At 66.3% G+C, this 19282-nt stretch carries 18 protein-coding genes; 7 read left to right on the top strand and 11 right to left on the bottom strand.

The window, feature by feature from the left end; all coding sequences use genetic code 11:
• The first annotated feature begins 111 nt into the window (after positions 1–111).
• Positions 112–747, top strand: coding sequence for a helix-turn-helix domain-containing protein (locus BV210_RS14730; RefSeq protein WP_077207383.1), 636 nt, complete (start codon positions 112–114; stop codon positions 745–747).
• A 30-nt stretch (positions 748–777) separates the two neighbouring features.
• On the opposite strand, the gene BV210_RS14725 is transcribed toward BV210_RS14730, so the two are convergent.
• Complete coding sequence (locus tag BV210_RS14725) at positions 778–2166, bottom strand: P-loop NTPase (RefSeq protein ID WP_077207382.1); 1389 nt, start codon at positions 2164–2166, stop codon at positions 778–780.
• A gap of 177 nt (positions 2167–2343) precedes the next feature.
• On the opposite strand from BV210_RS14725, the gene BV210_RS20315 reads away from it, so the two are divergent.
• Entirely contained in the window at positions 2344–2496 is a 153-nt protein-coding gene (locus BV210_RS20315; RefSeq protein ID WP_172824906.1) for a hypothetical protein, read from the top strand.
• A gap of 64 nt (positions 2497–2560) precedes the next feature.
• Positions 2561–2839: a hypothetical protein gene (locus tag BV210_RS14720; RefSeq protein ID WP_077207381.1), complete on the top strand. Its 279-nt coding sequence runs from the start codon at positions 2561–2563 to the stop codon at positions 2837–2839.
• A gap of 15 nt (positions 2840–2854) precedes the next feature.
• On the opposite strand, the gene BV210_RS14715 is transcribed toward BV210_RS14720, so the two are convergent.
• The 8 genes from BV210_RS14715 to BV210_RS14680 all read right to left on the bottom strand — a co-directional run bounded on the left by BV210_RS14715 (position 2855) and on the right by BV210_RS14680 (position 11365).
• A complete protein-coding gene (locus BV210_RS14715) occupies positions 2855–4420 on the bottom strand; it encodes a long-chain fatty acid--CoA ligase (RefSeq protein WP_077207380.1) in 1566 nt (521 codons plus the stop codon).
• A gap of 139 nt (positions 4421–4559) precedes the next feature.
• The gene (locus tag BV210_RS14710) at positions 4560–5315 is read right to left on the bottom strand and encodes an ABC transporter ATP-binding protein (RefSeq protein ID WP_084802645.1); all 756 of its coding nucleotides are present in this window, start codon (positions 5313–5315) and stop codon (positions 4560–4562) included.
• A complete protein-coding gene (locus BV210_RS14705; RefSeq protein ID WP_077207379.1) occupies positions 5312–6112 on the bottom strand; it encodes an ABC transporter ATP-binding protein in 801 nt (266 codons plus the stop codon). Before BV210_RS14705 ends, BV210_RS14710 begins: the two co-directional genes overlap by 4 nt.
• On the bottom strand, positions 6109–7308 hold the full coding sequence (locus BV210_RS14700) for a branched-chain amino acid ABC transporter permease (RefSeq protein ID WP_084802644.1): 1200 nt from the start codon (positions 7306–7308) through the stop codon (positions 6109–6111). The genes BV210_RS14705 and BV210_RS14700 overlap by 4 nt, the downstream gene beginning before the upstream one ends.
• A 4-nt stretch (positions 7309–7312) precedes the next feature.
• The gene (locus BV210_RS14695) at positions 7313–8161 is read right to left on the bottom strand and encodes a branched-chain amino acid ABC transporter permease (protein WP_253741538.1); all 849 of its coding nucleotides are present in this window, start codon (positions 8159–8161) and stop codon (positions 7313–7315) included.
• A gap of 54 nt (positions 8162–8215) precedes the next feature.
• Positions 8216–9592, bottom strand: coding sequence for an ABC transporter substrate-binding protein (locus tag BV210_RS14690; protein ID WP_077207376.1), 1377 nt, complete (start codon positions 9590–9592; stop codon positions 8216–8218).
• A 97-nt stretch (positions 9593–9689) separates the two neighbouring features.
• The gene (locus BV210_RS14685; protein ID WP_077207375.1) at positions 9690–10481 is read right to left on the bottom strand and encodes an enoyl-CoA hydratase/isomerase family protein; all 792 of its coding nucleotides are present in this window, start codon (positions 10479–10481) and stop codon (positions 9690–9692) included.
• A 116-nt stretch (positions 10482–10597) separates the two neighbouring features.
• Positions 10598–11365 carry an SDR family NAD(P)-dependent oxidoreductase gene (locus BV210_RS14680; RefSeq protein ID WP_077207374.1) on the bottom strand — a complete coding sequence of 256 codons (768 nt, stop codon included), beginning with the start codon at positions 11363–11365 and terminating at the stop codon, positions 10598–10600.
• Positions 11366–11536: 171 nt separating this feature from the next.
• Between BV210_RS14680 and BV210_RS14675 the strand changes: the two genes are divergently transcribed.
• The 4 genes from BV210_RS14675 (at position 11537) to sod (ending at position 16133) form a co-directional block, all read left to right on the top strand.
• Positions 11537–12118 carry a hypothetical protein gene (locus tag BV210_RS14675; RefSeq protein WP_077207373.1) on the top strand — a complete coding sequence of 194 codons (582 nt, stop codon included), beginning with the start codon at positions 11537–11539 and terminating at the stop codon, positions 12116–12118.
• An 80-nt stretch (positions 12119–12198) separates the two neighbouring features.
• Positions 12199–13617: a deoxyribodipyrimidine photo-lyase gene (locus tag BV210_RS14670; RefSeq protein ID WP_077207372.1), complete on the top strand. Its 1419-nt coding sequence runs from the start codon at positions 12199–12201 to the stop codon at positions 13615–13617.
• Positions 13618–13688: 71 nt separating this feature from the next.
• A complete protein-coding gene (locus BV210_RS14665; RefSeq protein ID WP_077207371.1) occupies positions 13689–15395 on the top strand; it encodes a histidine kinase N-terminal 7TM domain-containing protein in 1707 nt (568 codons plus the stop codon).
• Between the two features lie 132 nt (positions 15396–15527).
• Positions 15528–16133 (top strand): superoxide dismutase, encoded by a 606-nt coding sequence (sod, locus tag BV210_RS14660; protein WP_077207370.1) that lies wholly within the window; start codon positions 15528–15530, stop codon positions 16131–16133.
• An 81-nt stretch (positions 16134–16214) separates the two neighbouring features.
• On the opposite strand, the gene BV210_RS14655 is transcribed toward sod, so the two are convergent.
• Both BV210_RS14655 and BV210_RS14650 read right to left on the bottom strand, forming a co-directional pair.
• Complete coding sequence (locus tag BV210_RS14655) at positions 16215–17909, bottom strand: histidine kinase N-terminal 7TM domain-containing protein (protein ID WP_077207369.1); 1695 nt, start codon at positions 17907–17909, stop codon at positions 16215–16217.
• 99 nt (positions 17910–18008) lie between these two features.
• Complete coding sequence (locus tag BV210_RS14650; RefSeq protein WP_077207368.1) at positions 18009–19193, bottom strand: alpha-hydroxy-acid oxidizing protein; 1185 nt, start codon at positions 19191–19193, stop codon at positions 18009–18011.
• Positions 19194–19282 lie beyond the last annotated feature (89 nt).

Genomic DNA, 19282 nt, shown 5'->3' with positions numbered 1-19282 from the left:
GGGGGTTTTTTGCCAGCGGCGGGTCGCCCGGCCCAGTTCGGCCGGTCTCGGTCGATAGACCCGAACGTGTCCGGGAGTACCCCAATACTGTGGGAGCACCGAGAGGGGATTATGAGCGCGACCGGTCTCCAGATCGCGATGGCGATCGACGCCCCGGGTGGCTGTCCGGCGGGCGAGGTATCGGCTGAAACCGACCAGTCCGTCGAATCAGTCACCTGGAACAGGGCGGGCGACGGGGACGTGACCGAGGAGTTCACCGTCGAGGCCGACCTCAACCGGGCGGACGTGGATCCCGTCTTCGAGACGGACGGGCGGACCCGCTACCGATTCGACCGCGACTGGACCGACCCCTGTGCCTGTGAAACCGTCGAGTTGCAGGGCTCTCCGTTACAGAACGTCCGGGCCGAGGACGGCCGGCTCCACCTGACCTTCTACGCGCCCGACGTGGCGCAGGTCCGCGAGATCGTCTCGGAGCTCCGGGAGCGTTACGAGGGCGTCCGGCTGAAACACCTCAGCCAGTCCGGCGACGTGGACGAGGAGAACCTCGTCCTCGTCGACCGGAGCCGGCTCACCGACCGCCAGCGGGAGGTCCTCGAGACCGCCTACGAGATGGGCTACTTCGAGCACCCCCGCGAGGCCAACGCCAGCCACGTGGCCGAGGAACTCGGCATCACGCTCTCGACGTTCACCGAACACCTCGCCATCGCCCAGTCGAAAGTACTGGACGCCATCGTCGACCCGGAGTGAGGAGGAGACAAACAGCTATCTGACCGCTTCTCAGGGCCGTCTCGTCCGCAACACCCACGTCTCTGCGTCCCGCTTTTCGACCTCGAACGGCTGGAAAGCGAGTACCGGATCGTCGACACCCGCGAGGTCGCCGAGGAACTCCCGGACTGGCGTCGGATCGCGGTCGCTCACGAGGTAGAACGCCTCGCCAGAGTCGACCGACGTGAACCCCTCCTCGACGGCGTCGTAGCGCGCCTCGGAGTCGAGTCCCCGAACGTCGACCGCGTCGTTGTCGTCCACCTCGATCCCTCCGACTTCGGCCAGTCGCTCGGTGACGCGCTCGGCCAGCTCGTCGAACGACTCCGGGACCTCGCCGGGGACGGCCGTGGCCTGTACCTCGTCGGTGAAGGGGAGTTCCGCGAGGACCGGCACGTCGAGGTCGTCGGCATCGCCGCCGTCGAACAGCGGGTGCTCGTCCCCGCACTCGGGACAGGTGTGACTGGCCATGTTCAGGACCGTTCCCAGCACCGGCACCCCCTCGTCGGCGAACAACTCGACGCTACGGCGGGTGTCGGCCACGCTCGACTGGAACGGCGTCGTCACGAACACCACGCCGTCGACGCTCGTCTCCTGCAATATCGAGAGCGGCACGTCGCCGGTCCCCGGCGGCAGGTCCAGCACGAGCACGTCCCGGTCGGTCCAGTCCGTGGTCTCGGCGAGATCCGTCACCACGTCGTGAGCGACCGACCCGCGCCAGGCCAGCGGCTGGCTATCGTTCATCAGCCCCGTACTCATCACCTCGACGCCGCCAGTCTCGACCGGCTGTGGCCGGTCGTCCGCCCCCGCGCGGACCGGGCCGTCCACGTCGAGCAGCGTCGGGACGTTCGGCCCGTAGAGGTCGGCGTCGAAGATCCCCACGTCGTCGTCCTCGGCCAGCGCACAGGCGAGCTGGACCGCGACCGTGGACTTCCCGACGCCGCCTTTCGCGCTCGCGACCGCGATCACCCGGTCGATATCCGCGAACGCGCCGGCTTCGTCGTCCCCGCCGGCCTCGTGACCGTGTTCCGCGTGGTCGTGGTGACCGGCGCCGGGCCCGTGGTGACCGCCTGCCGCGTGTCCGTTCGTCGCTGCCTGGCTGCCCGCCGCGTTGCCTGCCGGGTGCCCAGCACCGCCGCGTTGCCTGCCGGGTGACTGCGGGGAGACCCGCCGGACGGACACCTCGTTCACGCCGTCGACGCCGCCGACCGCGCTGACCACGGCGTCGGCGACCCCGCGGGCCATCGTCGGATCGACGGCCGTCTGATCGAGGGCCACGGTCACGTCGCCGTCCTCCACCGCCAGATCGTGGATCAGCCCGGCCTCGTACACGTCGCTTCCCAGCGACGGGTTCTGTACCTGCCCCAGCGCCGACTCGACCGCGGATTCGAGATCGTGTGACATGCTGGTGTCTCCGACGCGAACGCGTCGGCTAGCCTTCGACCCGGCCCTCGGTAGCTTCCCGACCAAAACGTCGTGGTTGTTTAAGTGACGAGGGGTCGCTTCCCGGGGTCGGGGCACGACTTTCCCCACAGCATCGTGGGGCGTGTTTTAGTCCCGCAGTCGTCGAATCGACGGCCGATGACCGACTTCGAGTTCGAGTGTCCACACTGCGGGGAGCGAACGGTCGTCGACGCGGCGGTTCGACGGCTCCTCGTCGCCAACGGCTGTGTGGTCTGTGGCGAAGCGATCACACGCGAGGCGTTCGGCCGTGGGCCCGCCCCTGACACGTGATCGGGAGCCAGCGCGTCGGACTCGGTGAGGGTCACTTTTGGGACTGCGAGCCCGACCCACACACATGACACGGGAACACCTCGAAGCGGCAAACCGGGCGCTGCTTTCCGCCATCGAGACGCCGCCCGAGACCGGGATGGAGGAGGAACTGGACGACCTCGCCGAGCAGCTGTGGTACCTCGCGACCGAGAAGGAACGGATGCCCGATCAGGGCCGACTCGAACGCGTCCAGTACCGGCTGACCGTCCTCCGCGAACGGGTCCACGGTCGTCGTGGCGAACTCGTGGCGTCGGCCATCGACCACGTCAGTGCCTGCCGAAAACGAGCGCAGTCGAGGGCCTGACCCCGTCGATTCCGATCAGTTCTCTTCTTCGCGCTCGCGGAGTTCGAACTTCTGGACCTTGCCCGTCGTCGTCCGGGGCAGTTCCTCGACGAACTCGACCTCGCGGGGGTGTTTGTACTCGGCCATGTTCTCCAGACAGTACTCCTTGATCTCCTCGGGCGTCACGTCGGCGTCGGGTCTGGGGACGACGAAGGCCTTGACCGTCTCGCCACGGCGCTCGTCCGGGATGCCGACGACGGCGGCGTCGGCCACGTCCTCGTGTTCGAAGAGGAGTTCCTCGACCTCACGGGGATAGACGTTGTACCCGCCCGTGACGATCATGTGTTTCTCCCGGTCGATGACGTAGAAGAAGTCGTCCTCGTCCCAGTACCCCAGGTCCTCGGTGTGGAACCACGTCTTCCCGTCGACCTCTGTGAACGCCTCCGCGTTCGCACCGGGGCGATCGTGGTAGCCCTTCATGACGTTCGGGCCGGAGACGACGACCTCGCCGACGATCTCGTCGAGATCGTGCTCCTCTTCGTCGATGGGACCCTCCTCGACGCGGGGCATCTCCTCGAAGTCCTCGTTCACGATCTTGGCGTCGACGCCGGGGATCGGCTGGCCGATCGCACCCTTCCGGCGCGCGCCGGGGCGGTTGGCGTGAGTGATCGGACTGGTCTCGGTGAGCCCGTACCCCTCGTTGAGCTGCACGCCGAAGATCTCCTCGAAGCGTTCGATGACCTCGATCGGACAGCTGCTGCCCCCGGAGTTCGTAAAGCGGAGGCTGGAGAGGTCGTAGTCGCTCGCGTTGGGGTTGTTGATCATGTCGTTGTACATCGCCGGCACGCCGTGCATGATCGTCAGCCCCTCCGACTGGATCAGGCCCATCGCCGTCTCGGCGTCCCACTCGGGCAGCGGGTAGTAGGTCGCGCCGCCGTAGAGTCCGGCGTTCATCACGACCGTCATGCCGTAGATGTGGAACAGGGGCAGGACGCCCAGCAGTTTGTCCTGCGGCCCGATCTCCTCCTCCATGATGTCGTCGGCGTGGCGGCTCATCCACCCGAGGTTGCGGTGGGTCAGGAGGACGCCCTTCGGCGTGCCCGTGGTGCCGCTGGTGTAGGGCTGGGCGGCCACGTCGTCGTCCGCCCGCTCGACGGTCTCCATCGGTTCGTCGGCGAGGAAGGCGTCGAACTCGGTCGCACCCTCGGCATCGCCGCCGACGCTGACGATCTCCGTGACGTTCGTGTCGTCCTGTACTTCCCGGACGAACGGGACGAGATCCGCCAGCGAGACGACGACTTTCGCCTCGCTGTCCTCGAGCATGTGGCTGATCTCGCGGGCCTTGTACTGGGGGTTCATCGGCACGACGGCCCCACCGGCCCGGAGCACGCCGTAGTAGGAGGTGACGAACTGCGGGAGGTTCGGCAGGTAGACGCCGACGCGGTCACCGGGTTCGACGCCTGCGTCCCGCAGTGCGGCCGCGAGTTGCCCGGTCCGGTGCCAGAACGCCTCGTAGGAGATCTCGGTGTCCCGGAACGAGATAGCGGTCTGTTCGGGGTGTTCTGCGACCGTCTCGGCCACGTCGTTTACGAGGTTTGTCATCCGTAGAAACCAACGGCTGACGTGATTAAAATAGTTGTCTTATCCATCACCATCGTTTCCCGTTTTCCTGTCAGACGCTAACAACGGAACCGAGTGACACGGTTGATTTTACAACGGAAGGTGGCCGACGCGGTCGGCCCTAACCGCCCAGATACGACTCCCGGATGTAGTCGTCGTCGCGAAGTTCTTCGGGTGGTCCCTGGCGGACGATCTCGCCGTTTTCGAGCAGGTTGATCCGGTCGGCGTGGTTCATCGCGAAGGTGACGTTCTGCTCACAGAGCAGGATGGTGACGCCTTCCTCCTGGATGCGGTCGATCCCTTCGCTGATGTCCTCTAAGATGACCGGCGCGAGTCCGAGCGTCGGTTCGTCCAGCACCAGCAGTTCCGGATCGCTCATCAGCGCACGGCCGATGGCGAGCATCTGCTGTTCCCCGCCCGACATCGTGTGTGCGTGCTGGTCCTTGCGCTCTTCCAGCGTCGGGAACAGGTCGTAGACGAACTCCAGACGTTCCTCGTAGTCGCCCCGGACGTAGGTCCCGAGATCGAGGTTGTCCTCGACGGACATGAACCCGAACAGATCCCGTTTCTCGGTACACTGTATGAGTCCGTCCTCGACGAGTTCCTCCGGATCGTTCTCGCCGACCTCGTCGCCGTCGTAGGTGATCGACCCGTCGTATGGGAGAAAGCCGGAGATCGAGTTGGCCAGCGTCGTCTTGCCCGCGCCGTTGGGGCCGATGACCGAGATCAACTCGCCTTTGCCGATCTCCAGATCGACGCCGTTGAGCGCCTGTACCTTTCCGTAGGAGACGTGAACGTCATTGACGGAGAGGATCGGGTCGCCGGCGACGCCCGAGTCGACCACTGCTCTCGATTCGCCCTCGGCGTCGGAACTCATTCGAGACCACCTCCGAGGTAGGCCTCCTGCACGTCGGGGTTCTCCGTGATCTCGTCGGGCGTACCCTCCGCGAGCAGCGACCCGAAGTTGATCACGATCGCGCGGTCGATCAGCTGCAGGAGTCCGCGCATGTTGTGGTCGACGACGACGAGCGTCATGCCCTCGTCACGCAGTTCGAGCAGGAGGTCGGAGACGCTCTCGACCTCGGGGCCCGAGAGGCCGGCGAAGGGTTCGTCGACCAGCAACAGGTCGGGGTCGGTCCCGAGCGCGCGGCCGAGTTCCAGTCGGAGCATCCCGGCGTGAGGGAGTTCCGCGGGCGTCTGGTGAAGCCGGTCGCCGAGACCGACCCGTTCACAGATCGCGCGCGCCTCGGCGTGGAACTCGCCGAGCAGTCCGTCGGTCGTGACGAGCCTGTCGTCCATCATCGAGAGCGCGACGTTTTTCAGGACGCTCCGGTCCTCCAGCGGCGCGAACGACTGGAATGTCCGGGCCATCCCGCGTTTGACCATCTGGTGTGGCGGCGTGCCGGTCACGTCTTCGCCCTTGTACCAGACGGTGCCGTCGGTCGGGGGGTACGTGCCCGTCACGCAGTTGAACGTCGTCGACTTGCCCGCGCCGTTGGGGCCGATGAAGCCCAGGATCTCCTGTTCCTGCACCGCGAAGGAGAGGTCGTCGACGGCCACCAGGCCGCCGAACTCCTTGCGCAGGCCGTCGACGGCGAGGATTCCGTCGTCGGCCCGGACGCCCTCGTCGGCCGTCCCGGTCGCCGCTTCCTCTGCCCTCGTGTCGGCGCTCATTCGTCGTCACCTCCGAACATGTTGTCGTAGTACTCCTGATAGCGTTCGATAGTCTGTTCGACCGGATCGGTGCCGCCCTCGTCGGGGGACTGACCCCCGTCGGCCGCCATGCCTTCCTCACCGCCGGTGCGCCCGGTCGCGCGCCGGCCCAGCGCGATCCCCCAGCGGAGGACGCCGCCGGGGAAGATGTTCAGCAGGACCAGCGTCACGATGGCGAACAGGAAAAAGGACATCTCCGAGATGGACTTCCCGATCACCGGGACGGTGAACTCGATGAGATTCAGGTAGTCGGGCACCATGGCGACGAACAGGCCGCCGAGGGCCGCGCCGACGATGGTCCCCATCCCGCCCAGCACGGCCGCGATGATGACCTCGACGTTGATGATGACCGACATCAGCTCCGAGGGCGTCGGCGAGCCGACCGGCGTGTGGACGTACGCCGCGCCGGCCAGGCCACCGATCGCACCGCTGAGGACGAACGCGAAAATCTTGAACTTCGCCGTGCTCAGCCCCGCGGCCGAGACGGCGTCCTCGTCTTCCCGGATCGCGGTCAGGATGGCTCCCGTGTTCGAGCGCGTGAGCGCCCATAGCAGGACGAACACGGCGAGGAACAGCCCGAGCGCGAGGAAGTAGTTGCTCACGAAGCCGAGTCCGACGAGATTGTCGGGGTTCCCGAGACCCTGCTCGCCGCCGAAGATGTCGCTCATGTAGATGAACAACTGGAGCAGGATGAGCGGTGCGACCAGCGTCACCAGCGACAGGTACGGCCCCTCGATTCGCAGGGCCGGCACGCCGATCAGGACGCCGGCCACCGCGGCCAGCAAGACGCCGCCGAGGATCGAGACCCACGGCGAGAGCCCGTGGCCCATGTTCAACATCGCGGACGTGTAGCCGCCGACCGCGAAGAACAGGCCGTGCCCGAAGCTGATCTCGCCGGTGTAGCCGGAGACGGCGTCCCAGCTCATCGCGAACATGGCGAAAAAGAGCGCGGCCGCCACGTTGTACAGCCCGAGTTCCCAGGAGCTGGCCGGCATGATCAGGACCACGAACTGCCCGACGACCGGCAGCGAGACCAGCAGCGGGATCGCGATCAGGAACGCCAGCCCGAGCAACCCGATCTTCTGGCGCAGCGGCATGCCGAGCGGGTTCAGTGTCCCGAACAGCAGACGTAGTCGAGAGGTTGATTTGTCACTCATTGTATCACTCCGCGAACTCCCGGCCGAAGAGGCCTTCCGGTTTCACGAGCAGTACGACCACCAGAACGGCCAGTGGTGCGAGTCCCTGCAAACTGGCCGAGATTAGGTTCGTCGTGGCGATCTCGAGGAAGCCGATGAGGTACGCGCCGACGACGCTGCCCCGGATCGAGCCGATCCCACCCACGACGACGATGGAGAAGGAGAGCACGAGCTGTGCCTGCCCCATCGCGTAACTGGCGGTCAGCCAGGATCCGAGGAACAGGCCGGCGATACCGGCGAACGCGCCCGCGATGATCCAGGTGATCAGATTGATCCGGCTGCTCCGGATTCCCACGAGGGACGCCCCTTTGTGGCTCATACTGACCGCGAGGATGCCTTTGCCGGTCTTGGTGTAGTTGACGAACAGGAACAACAGGCCGATGATGAGCCAGGAGACGACGAACATCACGCCGAGCAGGTTCTGGAACGTCGCGCCGGCGATCGAGAACTGTCCCTCGATGAGCCGGGGGAGCGACCTGCTGGTCGTCCCCTCGAACACCATGATGGCCTGTTCGATGACGACGCTCACCACGAGCGTGGTGATCATCACCATGATCGGTTCGTCTTCGAGGCGTTTGACCATCCCGAGGTAGAGCGCCCCGGCGAACAACGCCGGAATCGCGACCGAGGCGAGGACGGCCGCCGGAATCCCGAGGCCGAGCTGTCCGGCGTAGTACGCCGAGAAGGCGCCCATCGTGATCGTGGCCCCGTGGGCGAGGTTCAGGACACCCCCGACGCCGAAGATGAGGGTAAATCCGATGGCGATCAACGCGTACAGGGCGCTGATCATCGCCGCCTGTACGAGGATTGTCAATAGGACTGAGGAGCTTGCCATGTGTGAAATATGAACTGAGAAAGTCCGTCCGCGTTACACCCAGGGCGGTGCTTCGTAGTCCGTCGACGAGACGTAGCTTGGGTGCAGGACTTCCTGCGAACCGGTGCCGTCTCCCTCGCGCCACTGCTGGAAGACCGGGTTGACACCCTCTTCGGGCCGCGTATCGGGCGAGAAGTTGTACATGATGTCGTGGGCGTACTCGTGATCGGGTCCGTAGTAGTCGAGGCTGCCCGCAGTGCCCGTGTAAGAACTCTCTTCGAGCCCCGTGACGACCTCGTCGGCGTTGACCGTTTCGCGCTCGGTGACGACGTTCGCCCACTGCATCACCGCGTCGTAGGTGATGTAGCCGGTGTAGACCGGGTAGCTGTCGTTGGCGTCGTTGAAGGCCTCCACGTAGTCCAGAGTCTTGTCCGTGAGTTCGCTCTGTGGCGTCGCCGTGTTCTGGGTGATCGTGTAGCCACAGGCACCGCCGGTCTGCTCGTAGTAGGATGGCAGCTGTGAGAGAACGTGGATACCGCCGAACTCGAAGGGCCGCTGGTCACGCGCCCACTGGACGATGGCGGGCGTCCCGGTGTGTGCCATCGCGACGAAGGCCGCGTCCGCGCCCGACTGCTCGACGTTGTCGTAGATCGGACCGAAGTTCTCCGTCCCGGAGGCGTAGCGCTGTTCCATCGCGACCTCGACGTCGAGGTCGCCGATGTGGTCGTCGATGGCCCGCTGGACCGGGTTGGTCCACTCGTAGTCCTCGACCAGTAGCGCCACCGAGTCCCAGCCGAGGTCGCTCCCCTTGGCCCCGAGGAAGTCGACCATGTTCTGGCCCAGATGATAGCCGTTGACCGGGCCGGTCCGGAAGTGATACTTGTACTTGTCGTACTCCTCGTGGACCTGCTTGCTCGCCTCGGGCGTCGCCGCGCCGGTCGTCATGTGGACCGTTTGCTGTTGGGATATCGGGTCCATCAACTGGAGGAGTACTTCGCTCGTGAACACCCCCGTCGTCATGTGGGCGCCCTCGTCCAGAGTCAGTTCACGGTAGCGCTGCCGACCCGTCTGGGGACTCTCCTCGGTGTTCTTGATCGAGACGTTGACCGAGTCGACCCCGCTCAGCAGTTCGTCATTGTCCTCGAGGTGGCTGGCAGCCAGTTCCGCCGAGTTGGCGATCGACGCGCCGATCGGGTTGTTCTCCGGTGCCGGCGCGAGAACGCCGACCGTGACTTCGCTTGGAATCCCTTCGGACTGCTCACTTGGGCCACCGCCGAGACAACCCGCGAAGCCCGTCGCGGCCGCCCCAACACCGGCCGCCTGCAGGAACCGACGACGATCGATTCGGCGTTTATTTCCATTGTATTCGCTCCCCAATTCTTCGCTACCATTGGCGTCTCCTGCACCGCTACTACTTCCATCGTTAACCATGGTGTCTGTCACCACATTGGAAACGAGGGTAATAAATGTTCGTGGCGTTTGTTGGTTAAGTTACACGACCGGGAGAGATAGTATAAAAGGCCTTCTATTACCGGCCCTGGAAGTCGGGGTCCCGACCCTCCATAAACGCCGTGGCCCCCTCCTCGTGGTCGTGCGTTTCGAAGACCTGCGCCTGGCCCGCGGCCTCGTTGGTCATCGCCTGATCGAGGTCGCTGTTGAGTCCCTGCCGGATGAGTCGCTTCGAGGTCTTGAGGGCGATCGTCGGGCCGGTGGCGATCCGATCGACGTACTCGGAAGCCTCGTCCTCGAACTCGTCGTCGCCGTAGACCTGTGTGAACAGGCCGATATCGAGCGCGTCCTCGGCGTCGAGCATCTCCCCGGTGAGGACGAGTTCCTGTGCCTTGTTCTCCCCGACGACCCGGGGGAGGAAGTAGGAGGTCCCGGTGTCGACGGCCAGGCCGACCTGCCGGAACCCGAAGCTGATCCGGGAGCTCTCGCTGGCGATCTGAACGTCACACGCGATGGCCAGGTTCGCACCCGCGCCGAAACACGTCCCGTCGATCTTCGCGATGACCGGCAGTTCACACTCGTGAACGCGAGTCAGCGCCTCCGACGTGTGGTTGATGTTCTGGACCTTCTCGTAGGGGGCCACCTCGCCCTGGAGTCCCTCCAGCATAGCGTTGATGTCCCCGCCAGCGGAGAAGGAACCGCCGGCACCCGTGACGACGACACAGCGGGCGTCGGCGTCGTCGATCTCGTCGAACGCGTCGACGATCCCTTCGGCCACGTCGCCCGTCAGTGCGTTGCGCGTGTCCGGTTCGTTCAGCGTCACCGTCGCGATACCGTCCTCGACGTCGAGAAGCACGGATTCCTCTGACATACCACGACCCACGTCGGCCCACCCGTTCAAAAAATTTCCCCCTCAGCTACCACTGGAGTGCAATTTAGCGATTATCCTAACATTGTAATTCGGCGGGTCCGGACGTGTCCCGAAACTCAACGACTCGTCCAGCCGCCGTCGACCGATAGCACCGAGCCGGTGACGTAGCTGGCGGCGTCGCTGGCGAGGAACACAGCGGGACCGGCGATCTCGTCGGGGTCGGCGAAGCGGTTCAGGGGAGTCCGGTCGAGCAACGACTGGCGGAGGTCCTCGTCGTCCATCGCCTCCTCGATGAGGTCGGTCGCGACGTAGCCAGGCGCGATGGCGTTGACCCGGACCTCGGGGGCCCAGTCCAGCGCCATGCTCTTGGTCAGGCCCACCAGCCCGTGTTTGGAGGCGACGTAGGGGTGCTGCCGGGGGAGTCCGACCAGCCCGCCGACGCTGGCGACGTTGATCAGGCTACCGCCGCCGTCGGCGAGGAGGTCCGCGCTGGCCTGCGCGCAGGCGAACGCCCCGCGGAGGTTCACGTCGACCGTGAAGTCGAACCCGTCCTCGAGGTCGACGCGCTCCGGCGGACCCAGAGCCGGGTCCGGGTTGACGCCGGCGTTGTTGACGACGACGTCGACGCCACCGAAGGCGTCGACCGCCTCGTCGAAGAGGGCCGCGACGCTGTCCTCGTCGGTCACGTCCACCGTCCCGGCGTGGGCCTCGCCGCCGGCCTCGCGGATCGTCTCCGCGACGGTCTCCACGTCCTCGCGAGTGCGGGACGCGGGAACGACAGACGCCCCGGCACCGGCCAGTCCTTCCGCGATCGCGCGCCCGATACCGCGGCTTCCGCCGGTTACGACTGCGACACGTCCGGAGAGGTCGAACTCGTCGTGCATACCACGTCCCTTGCGAGACCGGGTGAATGAATGTTTGTGTCGGCGGGATCACGGTGGGTCGAAGTGGCCGAGTGCAGACGACGAACGGACGGGTGACCGGCGGACGTATAACGAAGACAATGCATTTTCGAAGAAAAGTCCTTATTCGTCTCCTCGTGGTCAGTCGGGACGATGCCCACGAACACGAACCGCCGCCGATTCATCCAGCTCGCCGGAACCGGAGCAGCGCTCTCGGTCGCCGGGTGTAACGCCCTCCAGTCCGACGGAACGGCGACCGACGACGGCTCCGACGGGGAGAACTCGGGGAGCAGGACGGTGACACTCCAGATTCAGCTCGGCCAGCAGGCTCAGCGGCAACTGCAACAGCAGCAACTGCAGGCCCAGTCCCAGATGCGAAGCGGGGAACTCAGCGAGTCGGAGATGCAGGCACAGATCCGGGAGGCCTCGGCGGAAGTGTACGGTGAGGCCATCGACTCCTTCGAGAGCGAGGTCGCGGCCGACGCGAACATCACCGTGGAAGACTCCATCGAGGCGTACGGCGTGGTGCTCGTCTCGGGCAGTTCCGACGCGCTGATCGACTCGCTCTCGACGGACGCAGTCGGATCGATGTACCCTGAGTCGACGTTCGAGCAGGCTCGTACACAGGCCCAGCAGGGGACCCAGACCCCCGCGGGCGGCACGCCGACCGAATCGGGGACCGATCAATCGACCACGACGGAGACCGAGCAATCGACCGGAACGCCGACGGAGTGACGGCCGCGGCCTGAATCGGGCGGTCGGGTGCCCCACTGGTTTGGCAGGGGCTTTTGGACGGGTGACGCCCTACGGGTGGTATGCGCATCCACTGGCACCGTCGGGACCTGCGCGGTGCGGACAACGCCGGCCTGCGAGCGGCCGCGACGGCCACAGCCGACGACGAGACGCCCGGCGTCGTCCCCGTGTTCGTCTTCGACCGCGACGTGCTGGCCCACGCCGGGCCACCTCGGGTGGCGTTCATGCTCGACGCGCTCGCCTCGCTCAGGGAGTGGTACCGCGAGCGCGGGAGCGACCTGCTCGTCCGACACGGCGACCCCCGCGAGATTATCCCCGCCTTCGCCGACGAGTTCGACGCCGACGGCGTCACCTGGTGTGCGGACTACTCCGGGCTGGCGACCGAACGCGACGCCGCGGTCCGGCAGGCGCTGGCCGAGGAGGGCGTGACCCGCGAGAGCGTCCACGACGCCGTCTTCCACGAACCCGGCGCGATCACCACCAACGAGGGCGAACCCTACCAGGTGTTCACCTACTTCTCGAAGAAGTGGCACGACCGCCCGAAGCCGGAGCCCTTCGACGCACCCGCCGACGCGCTCGCCGACGTGTGCGACGACGAACCGCTCCCCTCCCTCACGGATCTGGGGTTCGACGAGCCCGAGGCCGACGTGCCCCCGGCCAGTCCCGCGGCCGCACGCGAGCGACTCACCGACTTCTGTGACGAGGACATCTACCGCTACGCCGACCGCCGCGACTACCCCGCCGACGACTGCACGTCCCGGCTCTCGGCCCACCTCAAGTGGGGCACCATCGGCATCCGTGAGGTGTACGAGGAGACGGAAGCGGCGAAGTTCGCGGTAGCTGAGGGAAGCGACGAAGCCGAGTCGGTCCGGGAGTTCCAGGACCAGTTGGCCTGGCGGGAGTTCTACACGCAGGTCCTCTTCTACAATCCAGAGGTTGTCACGGAGAACTACAAGGACTACGAGCGAGCGATCGACTGGCGGGACGATCCCGACGCGTTGCAGGCGTGGAAGGACGGCGAGACGGGGTACCCCATCGTCGACGCGGGGATGCGCCAGTTGCGCGAAGAAGCGTACATGCACAACCGCGTGCGCATGCTCGTGGCTTCGTTCCTGACGAAGGACCTGCTCGTCGACTGGCGGCGGGGATACGACTGGTTCCGGGAGAAACTGGTCGACCACGACACGGGCAACGACAACGGCGGCTGGCAGTGGGCGGCCTCGACGGGGACCGACGCCCAGCCGTACTTCCGGATCTTCAACCCGACGACACAGGGGGAACGCTACGACCCCGACGCCGAGTACATCGGGACCTACGTCCCGGAACTCCGGGGGGTCGACCCGGACCTGATCCACGACTGGCCGACCCTCTCGACGAGCCAGCGCCGGCAGGTCGCACCGGACTATCCCGCCCCCATCGTGGATCACGGCGAGCGCCGGGAGCGGGCCATCGAGATGTTCGAACACGCGCGGGGCGAGTAGCCCGCCGTCCGTGACTCGCCACCGGTTGTCTTTATGGCGGCAGGCCGAGGAGGTACGCGGGAACCCGGACGATGGCAGTCTCTCACGTATCGTTCGTACTCATCTGGGGGACGATCACGGCCGCCGCCGCGTTGACCCTCGTGGCGTGGCGACAGCGCCCGGAACCCGGCGCGACACCGTTCGCGGTTCTGATGGGTGCCGGGACGTGGTGGGTCGTCACCTCCGCGATCGGCCTGTTCACCCTCGACACCGGCCGTCGGCTGCTCCTGCACGATCTGGAGTGGCTCGCACTCGCCGTCCTGCCCCTGGCGTGGCTGGTGTTCGCGCTGGAGTACACCAGCCGCGAGGAGTACGTCTCCCGCCGAACGCTGGCACTGCTCGGCGCGGTCCCGGTTGTGTCGGTGGCCCTGCTGGCGACCAACGACGTACACCACCTGCTGTACGCCGAGCGGACAGTCACGCGGTACGGCGACATCGCACTGGTCGACGTGTCGCGGGGCCCCTGGTTCTGGGTGTACATCGCCTACGCGTACGCACTGCTGGCGACCGGCTCCTTCCACGTCGTCCAGCTCGCGGTGAGTAGCCGGTCGCTCTACCGCGGGCAGGCGGCAGCCCTGCTCGTGACCGTCCTCGCGCCGTGGTTCGGGAACCTGGTCTACGTCACGGACTACCTCCCGATCGTCTTCCTGACGGGGACGGACCTGTCGCTGACGAGTTTCGACCCGACGCCGTTCACGTTCGTCATCTCCGGCGCGGCGGGGCTGGCCGCGCTGTCGCAGTTCCGGTTTCTCGACGCCGTCCCCGTCTCCAGTCGCGTCGCCCGCGACTCCGTCGTCGAGGGCATGGACGACGGGGTGATCGTCGTCGACGACGACGACACCGTGATCGACTGCAATCCGCGCGCCTGCGAGATCCTCGACTGCACCCGGAAGTCCGCCATCGAACACCCGGCCGCGGACCTGCTCCCCGCGTACACAGACCTGAGCGACGGGGAGACACGGACCATCGAGGTCGAACGCGACGACGGCGTGCGGTACTACGAACTCAGCGAGACGGGCCTCGGGACGACGGTCGACGGGACGGCGGGCCACATCGTCTCGATCCACGACGTGACCGACCGGCGCAACCGCGTCCAGCAACTGGACGTGCTCAACCGGGTCCTCCGGCACAACCTCCGCAACGAGATGAACGTCATCTACGGCTACGCCGACCGCCTCGACGACGGCGAGGCCGTCGACCGCATCCAAGAGAAGGCCATGCGCATGGTCGCCCTGGGCGACAAGGCCCGCGAGATCGACCGCATCCTCGACGACGAGGAAACAGACGACACCATCGCCCTCTCACGAGTCGTGGACCTCGAAGTCGAACGCGCACGGGAGGCCTACCCCGAGGTGACCGTCGAGGCGTCACTCCCCGAGTCGTCGGCCGCCTGCAACCGCCCGCTGGGAGCCGTCCTCCGGAACCTGCTCGAAAACGCCGCCGAACACAACGACGGCCCCGATCCCTGGGTCCGGGTCGACGCCCGGGTCGAGGGCGACGAGGCGATCGTCGAGGTCGTGGACAACGGTCCCGGTATTCCGGCCGAGGAGCGGTCGGTCCTCCGGACCAGGGAGGAGACGCCGCTGCAACACTCCAGCGGACTGGGCCTGTGGCTCGTCGCCTGGGGCGTCGACCAACTGGGCGGGTCGATCACGATCGCGGAATCCGGCGAGTCGGGGACGACCATCCGCCTCGAAGTCCCGGTGATGGAGGGCCGAGAGCCGTCGCCGAGCGAGTGATCTGAGCCGTGTGTCCGGAGGCTGGGTCTAGCCACAATCGGTTACGCGACGGCCGGTTATTGCACGATAACGACCGCCTTCTAAACCTTTAACAGGTGTCCAGCCGACAGTTGGACTGGAGGAGAACTACATATGCCCGAGAGATCTAACCCCGAACTGCCACCGCTTCCGTACGACTACGACGCGCTCGAGCCGTCGATCAGCGAACAGGTGCTCGAATGGCATCACGACACCCACCACCAGGGCTACGTGAACGGCCTCGAAAGCGCCGAGGAGACCCTCGCCGAGAACCGTGAGAACGGTGACTTCGGGAGCTCCGGCAGCGCCATCCGCAACGTGACCCACAACGGGTCCGGTCACTATCTCCACACGCTGTTCTGGGAGAACATGGACCCCAACGGCGGCGGCGAGCCGTCCGGTGAACTCGCCGACCGCATCGAGGAGGACTTCGGCTCCTACGAGGGCTGGAAGGGCGAGTTCGAGGCCGCAGCGTCCGCCGCCGGTGGCTGGGCGCTCCTGGTCTACGACCCGGTCGCCGACCAGCTGCGCAACCTCGTCGTCGACAAGCACGACCAGGGCGCGCTGTGGGGCTCGCACCCGATCCTGGCCCTGGACGTCTGGGAGCACTCCTACTACTACGACTACGGTCCGGACCGCGGCAGCTTCATCGACGGCTTCTTCGACGTCGTCGACTGGGACAACGTCGCCGAGCAGTACGAGAAGGCCCTCTCGCAGTAGCGCCGTAGTCCAAGCCCGACATTTCTTTCGACGCCCGACCCGTCAGCCGCAGGTTCGCCAGCGCTCGGTCGGTCGACCTCCTCAGTCGGCCGATGGGGTCGCCGCCGCCTGCTCGACGCCAGCCCGAGCGGTCGTGAACTCGAAGCGCGCGCCGGTGTCGCTCTCGGCCGCCGTGACCGTCCAGCCGTGGGCCTCCGCGATGCTCCGGACGATGGCCAGCCCGAACCCGGTCCCGCCCTCGCGTTCGCTGTAGCCGTGCTCGAACACCTCCTCGCGTTTGTCCGCTGGGATTCCCTTCCCGTCGTCGACGACGTAGAACCCGTCGCCGTCCGCGCTGACGGTGACGGTGACGGCCGTCTCGTTGTGCTCGACAGCGTTCCGGAAGAGGTTCTCCAGGAGTCGCTGCAAGCGGTCGCGGTCGGAACGGAGCGTGCGGTCGCTCTCGACCACCAGTTCGGAATCACCGGTTTCGACCTGGGTCCACGCCGCCTGTGCGACGGATTCGAGGGAGACGGATTCGGGGTCGTCGATGGTCTTGCCGTCCCGGGCGAGCGCGAGCACGTCGTTGACGATGCGCTCCATCCGGTCGAGCGCGTCCGTGACGTGGTCGAGGTGTTCGAGGTCGCCGGTATTGCGCGCGAGTTCGACGCGACCGCTGGCCACGTTGAGGGGATTCCGGAGGTCGTGGGAGACGACGGAGGCGAACTGGTCGAGTTGCTCGTTCTGGCGTTTCAGTTCCGTCTCGTGGTATTTGAGGTCGGTGAGATCACTGACGAGACACTGCCGGCCGATTGCCTCGTTCCGGTGGTCCCGGAGGACGGTGACCTGCACCCGATAGAATCGCGTCTTCTCTCCGATGTCGACCTGCACCTCCTGAGAGCCGTCGGCGGCGGCTTCGAAGGCGTCGTAGAAGTCTGGGACGTGATCGAGGACCGACGCGACGGACCTGCCGACGACGGGGTCGTCGCCGAGTCCGAGTTGCCGGCGGGCGACGCTGTTTATCTCGACGAACTCGTCGTCGCCGTCGAGGACGAACAGTCCGTCGCGGATGTTCTCGGCGATGCTCCGCTGGGTCGCCGGCGAGGCGCTGAGCAGTTTGTACTGGAAGAGGGCGGCGGTGAGCGCGAGGGCGGTGAACGTGAACGCGATCGGCGAGAGGTCGACGGGAAAGATGCGGAGCTGGTAGAGGAGGTCGGCGACGAACGGTGCCAGTCCGCCGACGATGACGGCGTACACCTGCCGCGGGTGCAGCGTCTGGTGCTCCCGAAGCAGGCGGACGAGCAGGGCGAGCGCCACCAGCACCAGTCCGTAGGCGTAGACGACGTGGACGTAGAACATCGGCCCGTGCGAGAAGTCGATACCCCAGTAGGTCGCCTCGGTCACCACTGGATTCGAGAGAAAGAGCCCGTGGTAGCCGTTCGTCCAGACGGCGGTGACGAACACCACCGGCTCGACGGCCAGCAGCCCCATCGCTTTCGGGGTGACGTACTCGTCCTGGCCCGTGTAGACGAGGACGAACACGAAGAAGGCGGTCACGAGAACGGGGACCGTGGTGTACACCACGTTCCCCCAGAACAGCGACTGCGCCAGACCCGGACTGCGAGCGGCCATGATATCGCCGACCTGCCAGACGAAGATGGCCGCGAGCATGGCGAGAAGCGGGGTCGCGCCGGGCTCGGATCGGTACCGGACGGTGACGTACCCGAGCGACACGGTGACGACGATGACCGCGAGGCGGACGAACGAGAGCGTCGAGAAGGTCACCTCCGGAGACACGTACCTAAAGAGTGAGTTACGACATAAATGTGCATCGGCCGTTCTCGCGGCGCGAGAGGTTTGAACACGGCCGCGCGGATAATTTGCTGGGAGACCCCGTCAGTACAACTCGGACTCGTGCCGCAGGTGGTCCCGGGTGATCTCGTCGACGCTCCGACAGCCCGACAGCCCCATCGTCAGGTCGAACTCCGCGACGAAGTTCCGCAGGTAGGTCTCGACGCCCTCGGCTCCGCCGGCGGCCAGCGCGTAGGCGTAGGGCCGGCCCAGCAACACGGCGTCGGCGCCGAGGCCGATGGCCTTGAACGCGTCCGAAGCTCGCCGGACGCCGCTGTCGAAGGTGATCGGCACCTCGCCGTCGACCTCCTCGGCGACCGAAGGCAGCGCCTCGATTGCCGAGATGGAGCCGTCGACCTGCCGGCCGCCGTGGGTCGAGACGCCGATTCCGTCCGCGCCGTGTTCGATGGCCAGCCGCGCGTCCTCGGGGTCGAGGATGCCCTTGATGAGGACGGGCAGGTCGGTGTTGTCGTGGACGAACTGGAGGTCCTCCCACGTGAGGCTGGAGTCGCCGAAGACGTCGAGGAAGTGTTCGACCGCCGCGGCGGGGTCGTCCTCCGGCGGCTGGTCGAGCTGGGAGCGGAACTCCGGATCGGAGAAGTAGTTGCCCACGCCCTCGCCTTCGAGGAAGGGGTAGTAGCCGCGTTCGATGAGCCGTTCGCGCCAGCCGAGGATGGGCGCGTCGACGGTGACGACGATGGCGTCGTACCCGGCCTGCTCCGCACGGTCGAGGAAGCTCTTGGCGATGGCGTCGTCCGAGGACCAGTAGAACTGGAACATCTTCGGGGTATCGCCCAGTGCCTCGGCCACGTCCTCCATCGGTTCCGTCGAGAGGGAACTCAACACGAGGGGGACGTCCATCTCGGCGGCACCCTGTGCGGTGCCGATCTCGGCGGACTCGTGGAGCAGCGACTGCACACCGAGGGGCGTCAGTGCGATGGGCACGTCGAAGTCGACGCCCGCGATCTCCGTCGAGAGGTCCCGGGACTCGACGCCACGCAGCATCTTGGGGACGATCCGCCACGGCGAGAAGTCCTTGTTGCGCTCGAAGGTCTCGTCGCTCCCCGCGCCGCCGTGGACGTAGGCCCGGCCCTCGTCGCTCATGGCTTCGTGGGCGGCGTCCCGGAGGTCCGCGTAGGAGACGGGGAAATCCGTGGTTTCGTCGTCCAGCATCCCGCGCCGATAGATGTCGTTGACACGGTCGTCGCCGAACCGATCGGATTCTGGCATATCGGCCCGATACAGCGCCGTCTCAATACCAGTTTCGGCTGTCGACTCCCGTCGACGGCCGGGCCCGGCCGGTACCGGCGTCAGGCATT

This window comes from Halorientalis sp. IM1011 (assembly GCF_001989615.1).
Classification (GTDB): domain Archaea; phylum Halobacteriota; class Halobacteria; order Halobacteriales; family Haloarculaceae; genus Halorientalis.
This window is presented reverse-complemented; position numbering and strand designations above follow the sequence as displayed.

Coding starts and splice junctions, on each gene's coding strand:
- BV210_RS14730 (WP_077207383.1), top strand. CDS start 112: ATGAGCGCGACCGGTCTCCAGATCGCGATGGCGATCGACGCCCCGGGT.
- BV210_RS14725 (WP_077207382.1), bottom strand. CDS start 2,166: ATGTCACACGATCTCGAATCCGCGGTCGAGTCGGCGCTGGGGCAGGTA.
- BV210_RS20315 (WP_172824906.1), top strand. CDS start 2,344: ATGACCGACTTCGAGTTCGAGTGTCCACACTGCGGGGAGCGAACGGTC.
- BV210_RS14720 (WP_077207381.1), top strand. CDS start 2,561: ATGACACGGGAACACCTCGAAGCGGCAAACCGGGCGCTGCTTTCCGCC.
- BV210_RS14715 (WP_077207380.1), bottom strand. CDS start 4,420: ATGACAAACCTCGTAAACGACGTGGCCGAGACGGTCGCAGAACACCCC.
- BV210_RS14710 (WP_084802645.1), bottom strand. CDS start 5,315: ATGAGTTCCGACGCCGAGGGCGAATCGAGAGCAGTGGTCGACTCGGGC.
- BV210_RS14705 (WP_077207379.1), bottom strand. CDS start 6,112: ATGAGCGCCGACACGAGGGCAGAGGAAGCGGCGACCGGGACGGCCGAC.
- BV210_RS14700 (WP_084802644.1), bottom strand. CDS start 7,308: ATGAGTGACAAATCAACCTCTCGACTACGTCTGCTGTTCGGGACACTG.
- BV210_RS14690 (WP_077207376.1), bottom strand. CDS start 9,592: ATGGTTAACGATGGAAGTAGTAGCGGTGCAGGAGACGCCAATGGTAGC.
- BV210_RS14685 (WP_077207375.1), bottom strand. CDS start 10,481: ATGTCAGAGGAATCCGTGCTTCTCGACGTCGAGGACGGTATCGCGACG.
- BV210_RS14680 (WP_077207374.1), bottom strand. CDS start 11,365: ATGCACGACGAGTTCGACCTCTCCGGACGTGTCGCAGTCGTAACCGGC.
- BV210_RS14675 (WP_077207373.1), top strand. CDS start 11,537: ATGCCCACGAACACGAACCGCCGCCGATTCATCCAGCTCGCCGGAACC.
- BV210_RS14670 (WP_077207372.1), top strand. CDS start 12,199: ATGCGCATCCACTGGCACCGTCGGGACCTGCGCGGTGCGGACAACGCC.
- BV210_RS14665 (WP_077207371.1), top strand. CDS start 13,689: ATGGCAGTCTCTCACGTATCGTTCGTACTCATCTGGGGGACGATCACG.
- sod (WP_077207370.1), top strand. CDS start 15,528: ATGCCCGAGAGATCTAACCCCGAACTGCCACCGCTTCCGTACGACTAC.
- BV210_RS14650 (WP_077207368.1), bottom strand. CDS start 19,193: ATGCCAGAATCCGATCGGTTCGGCGACGACCGTGTCAACGACATCTAT.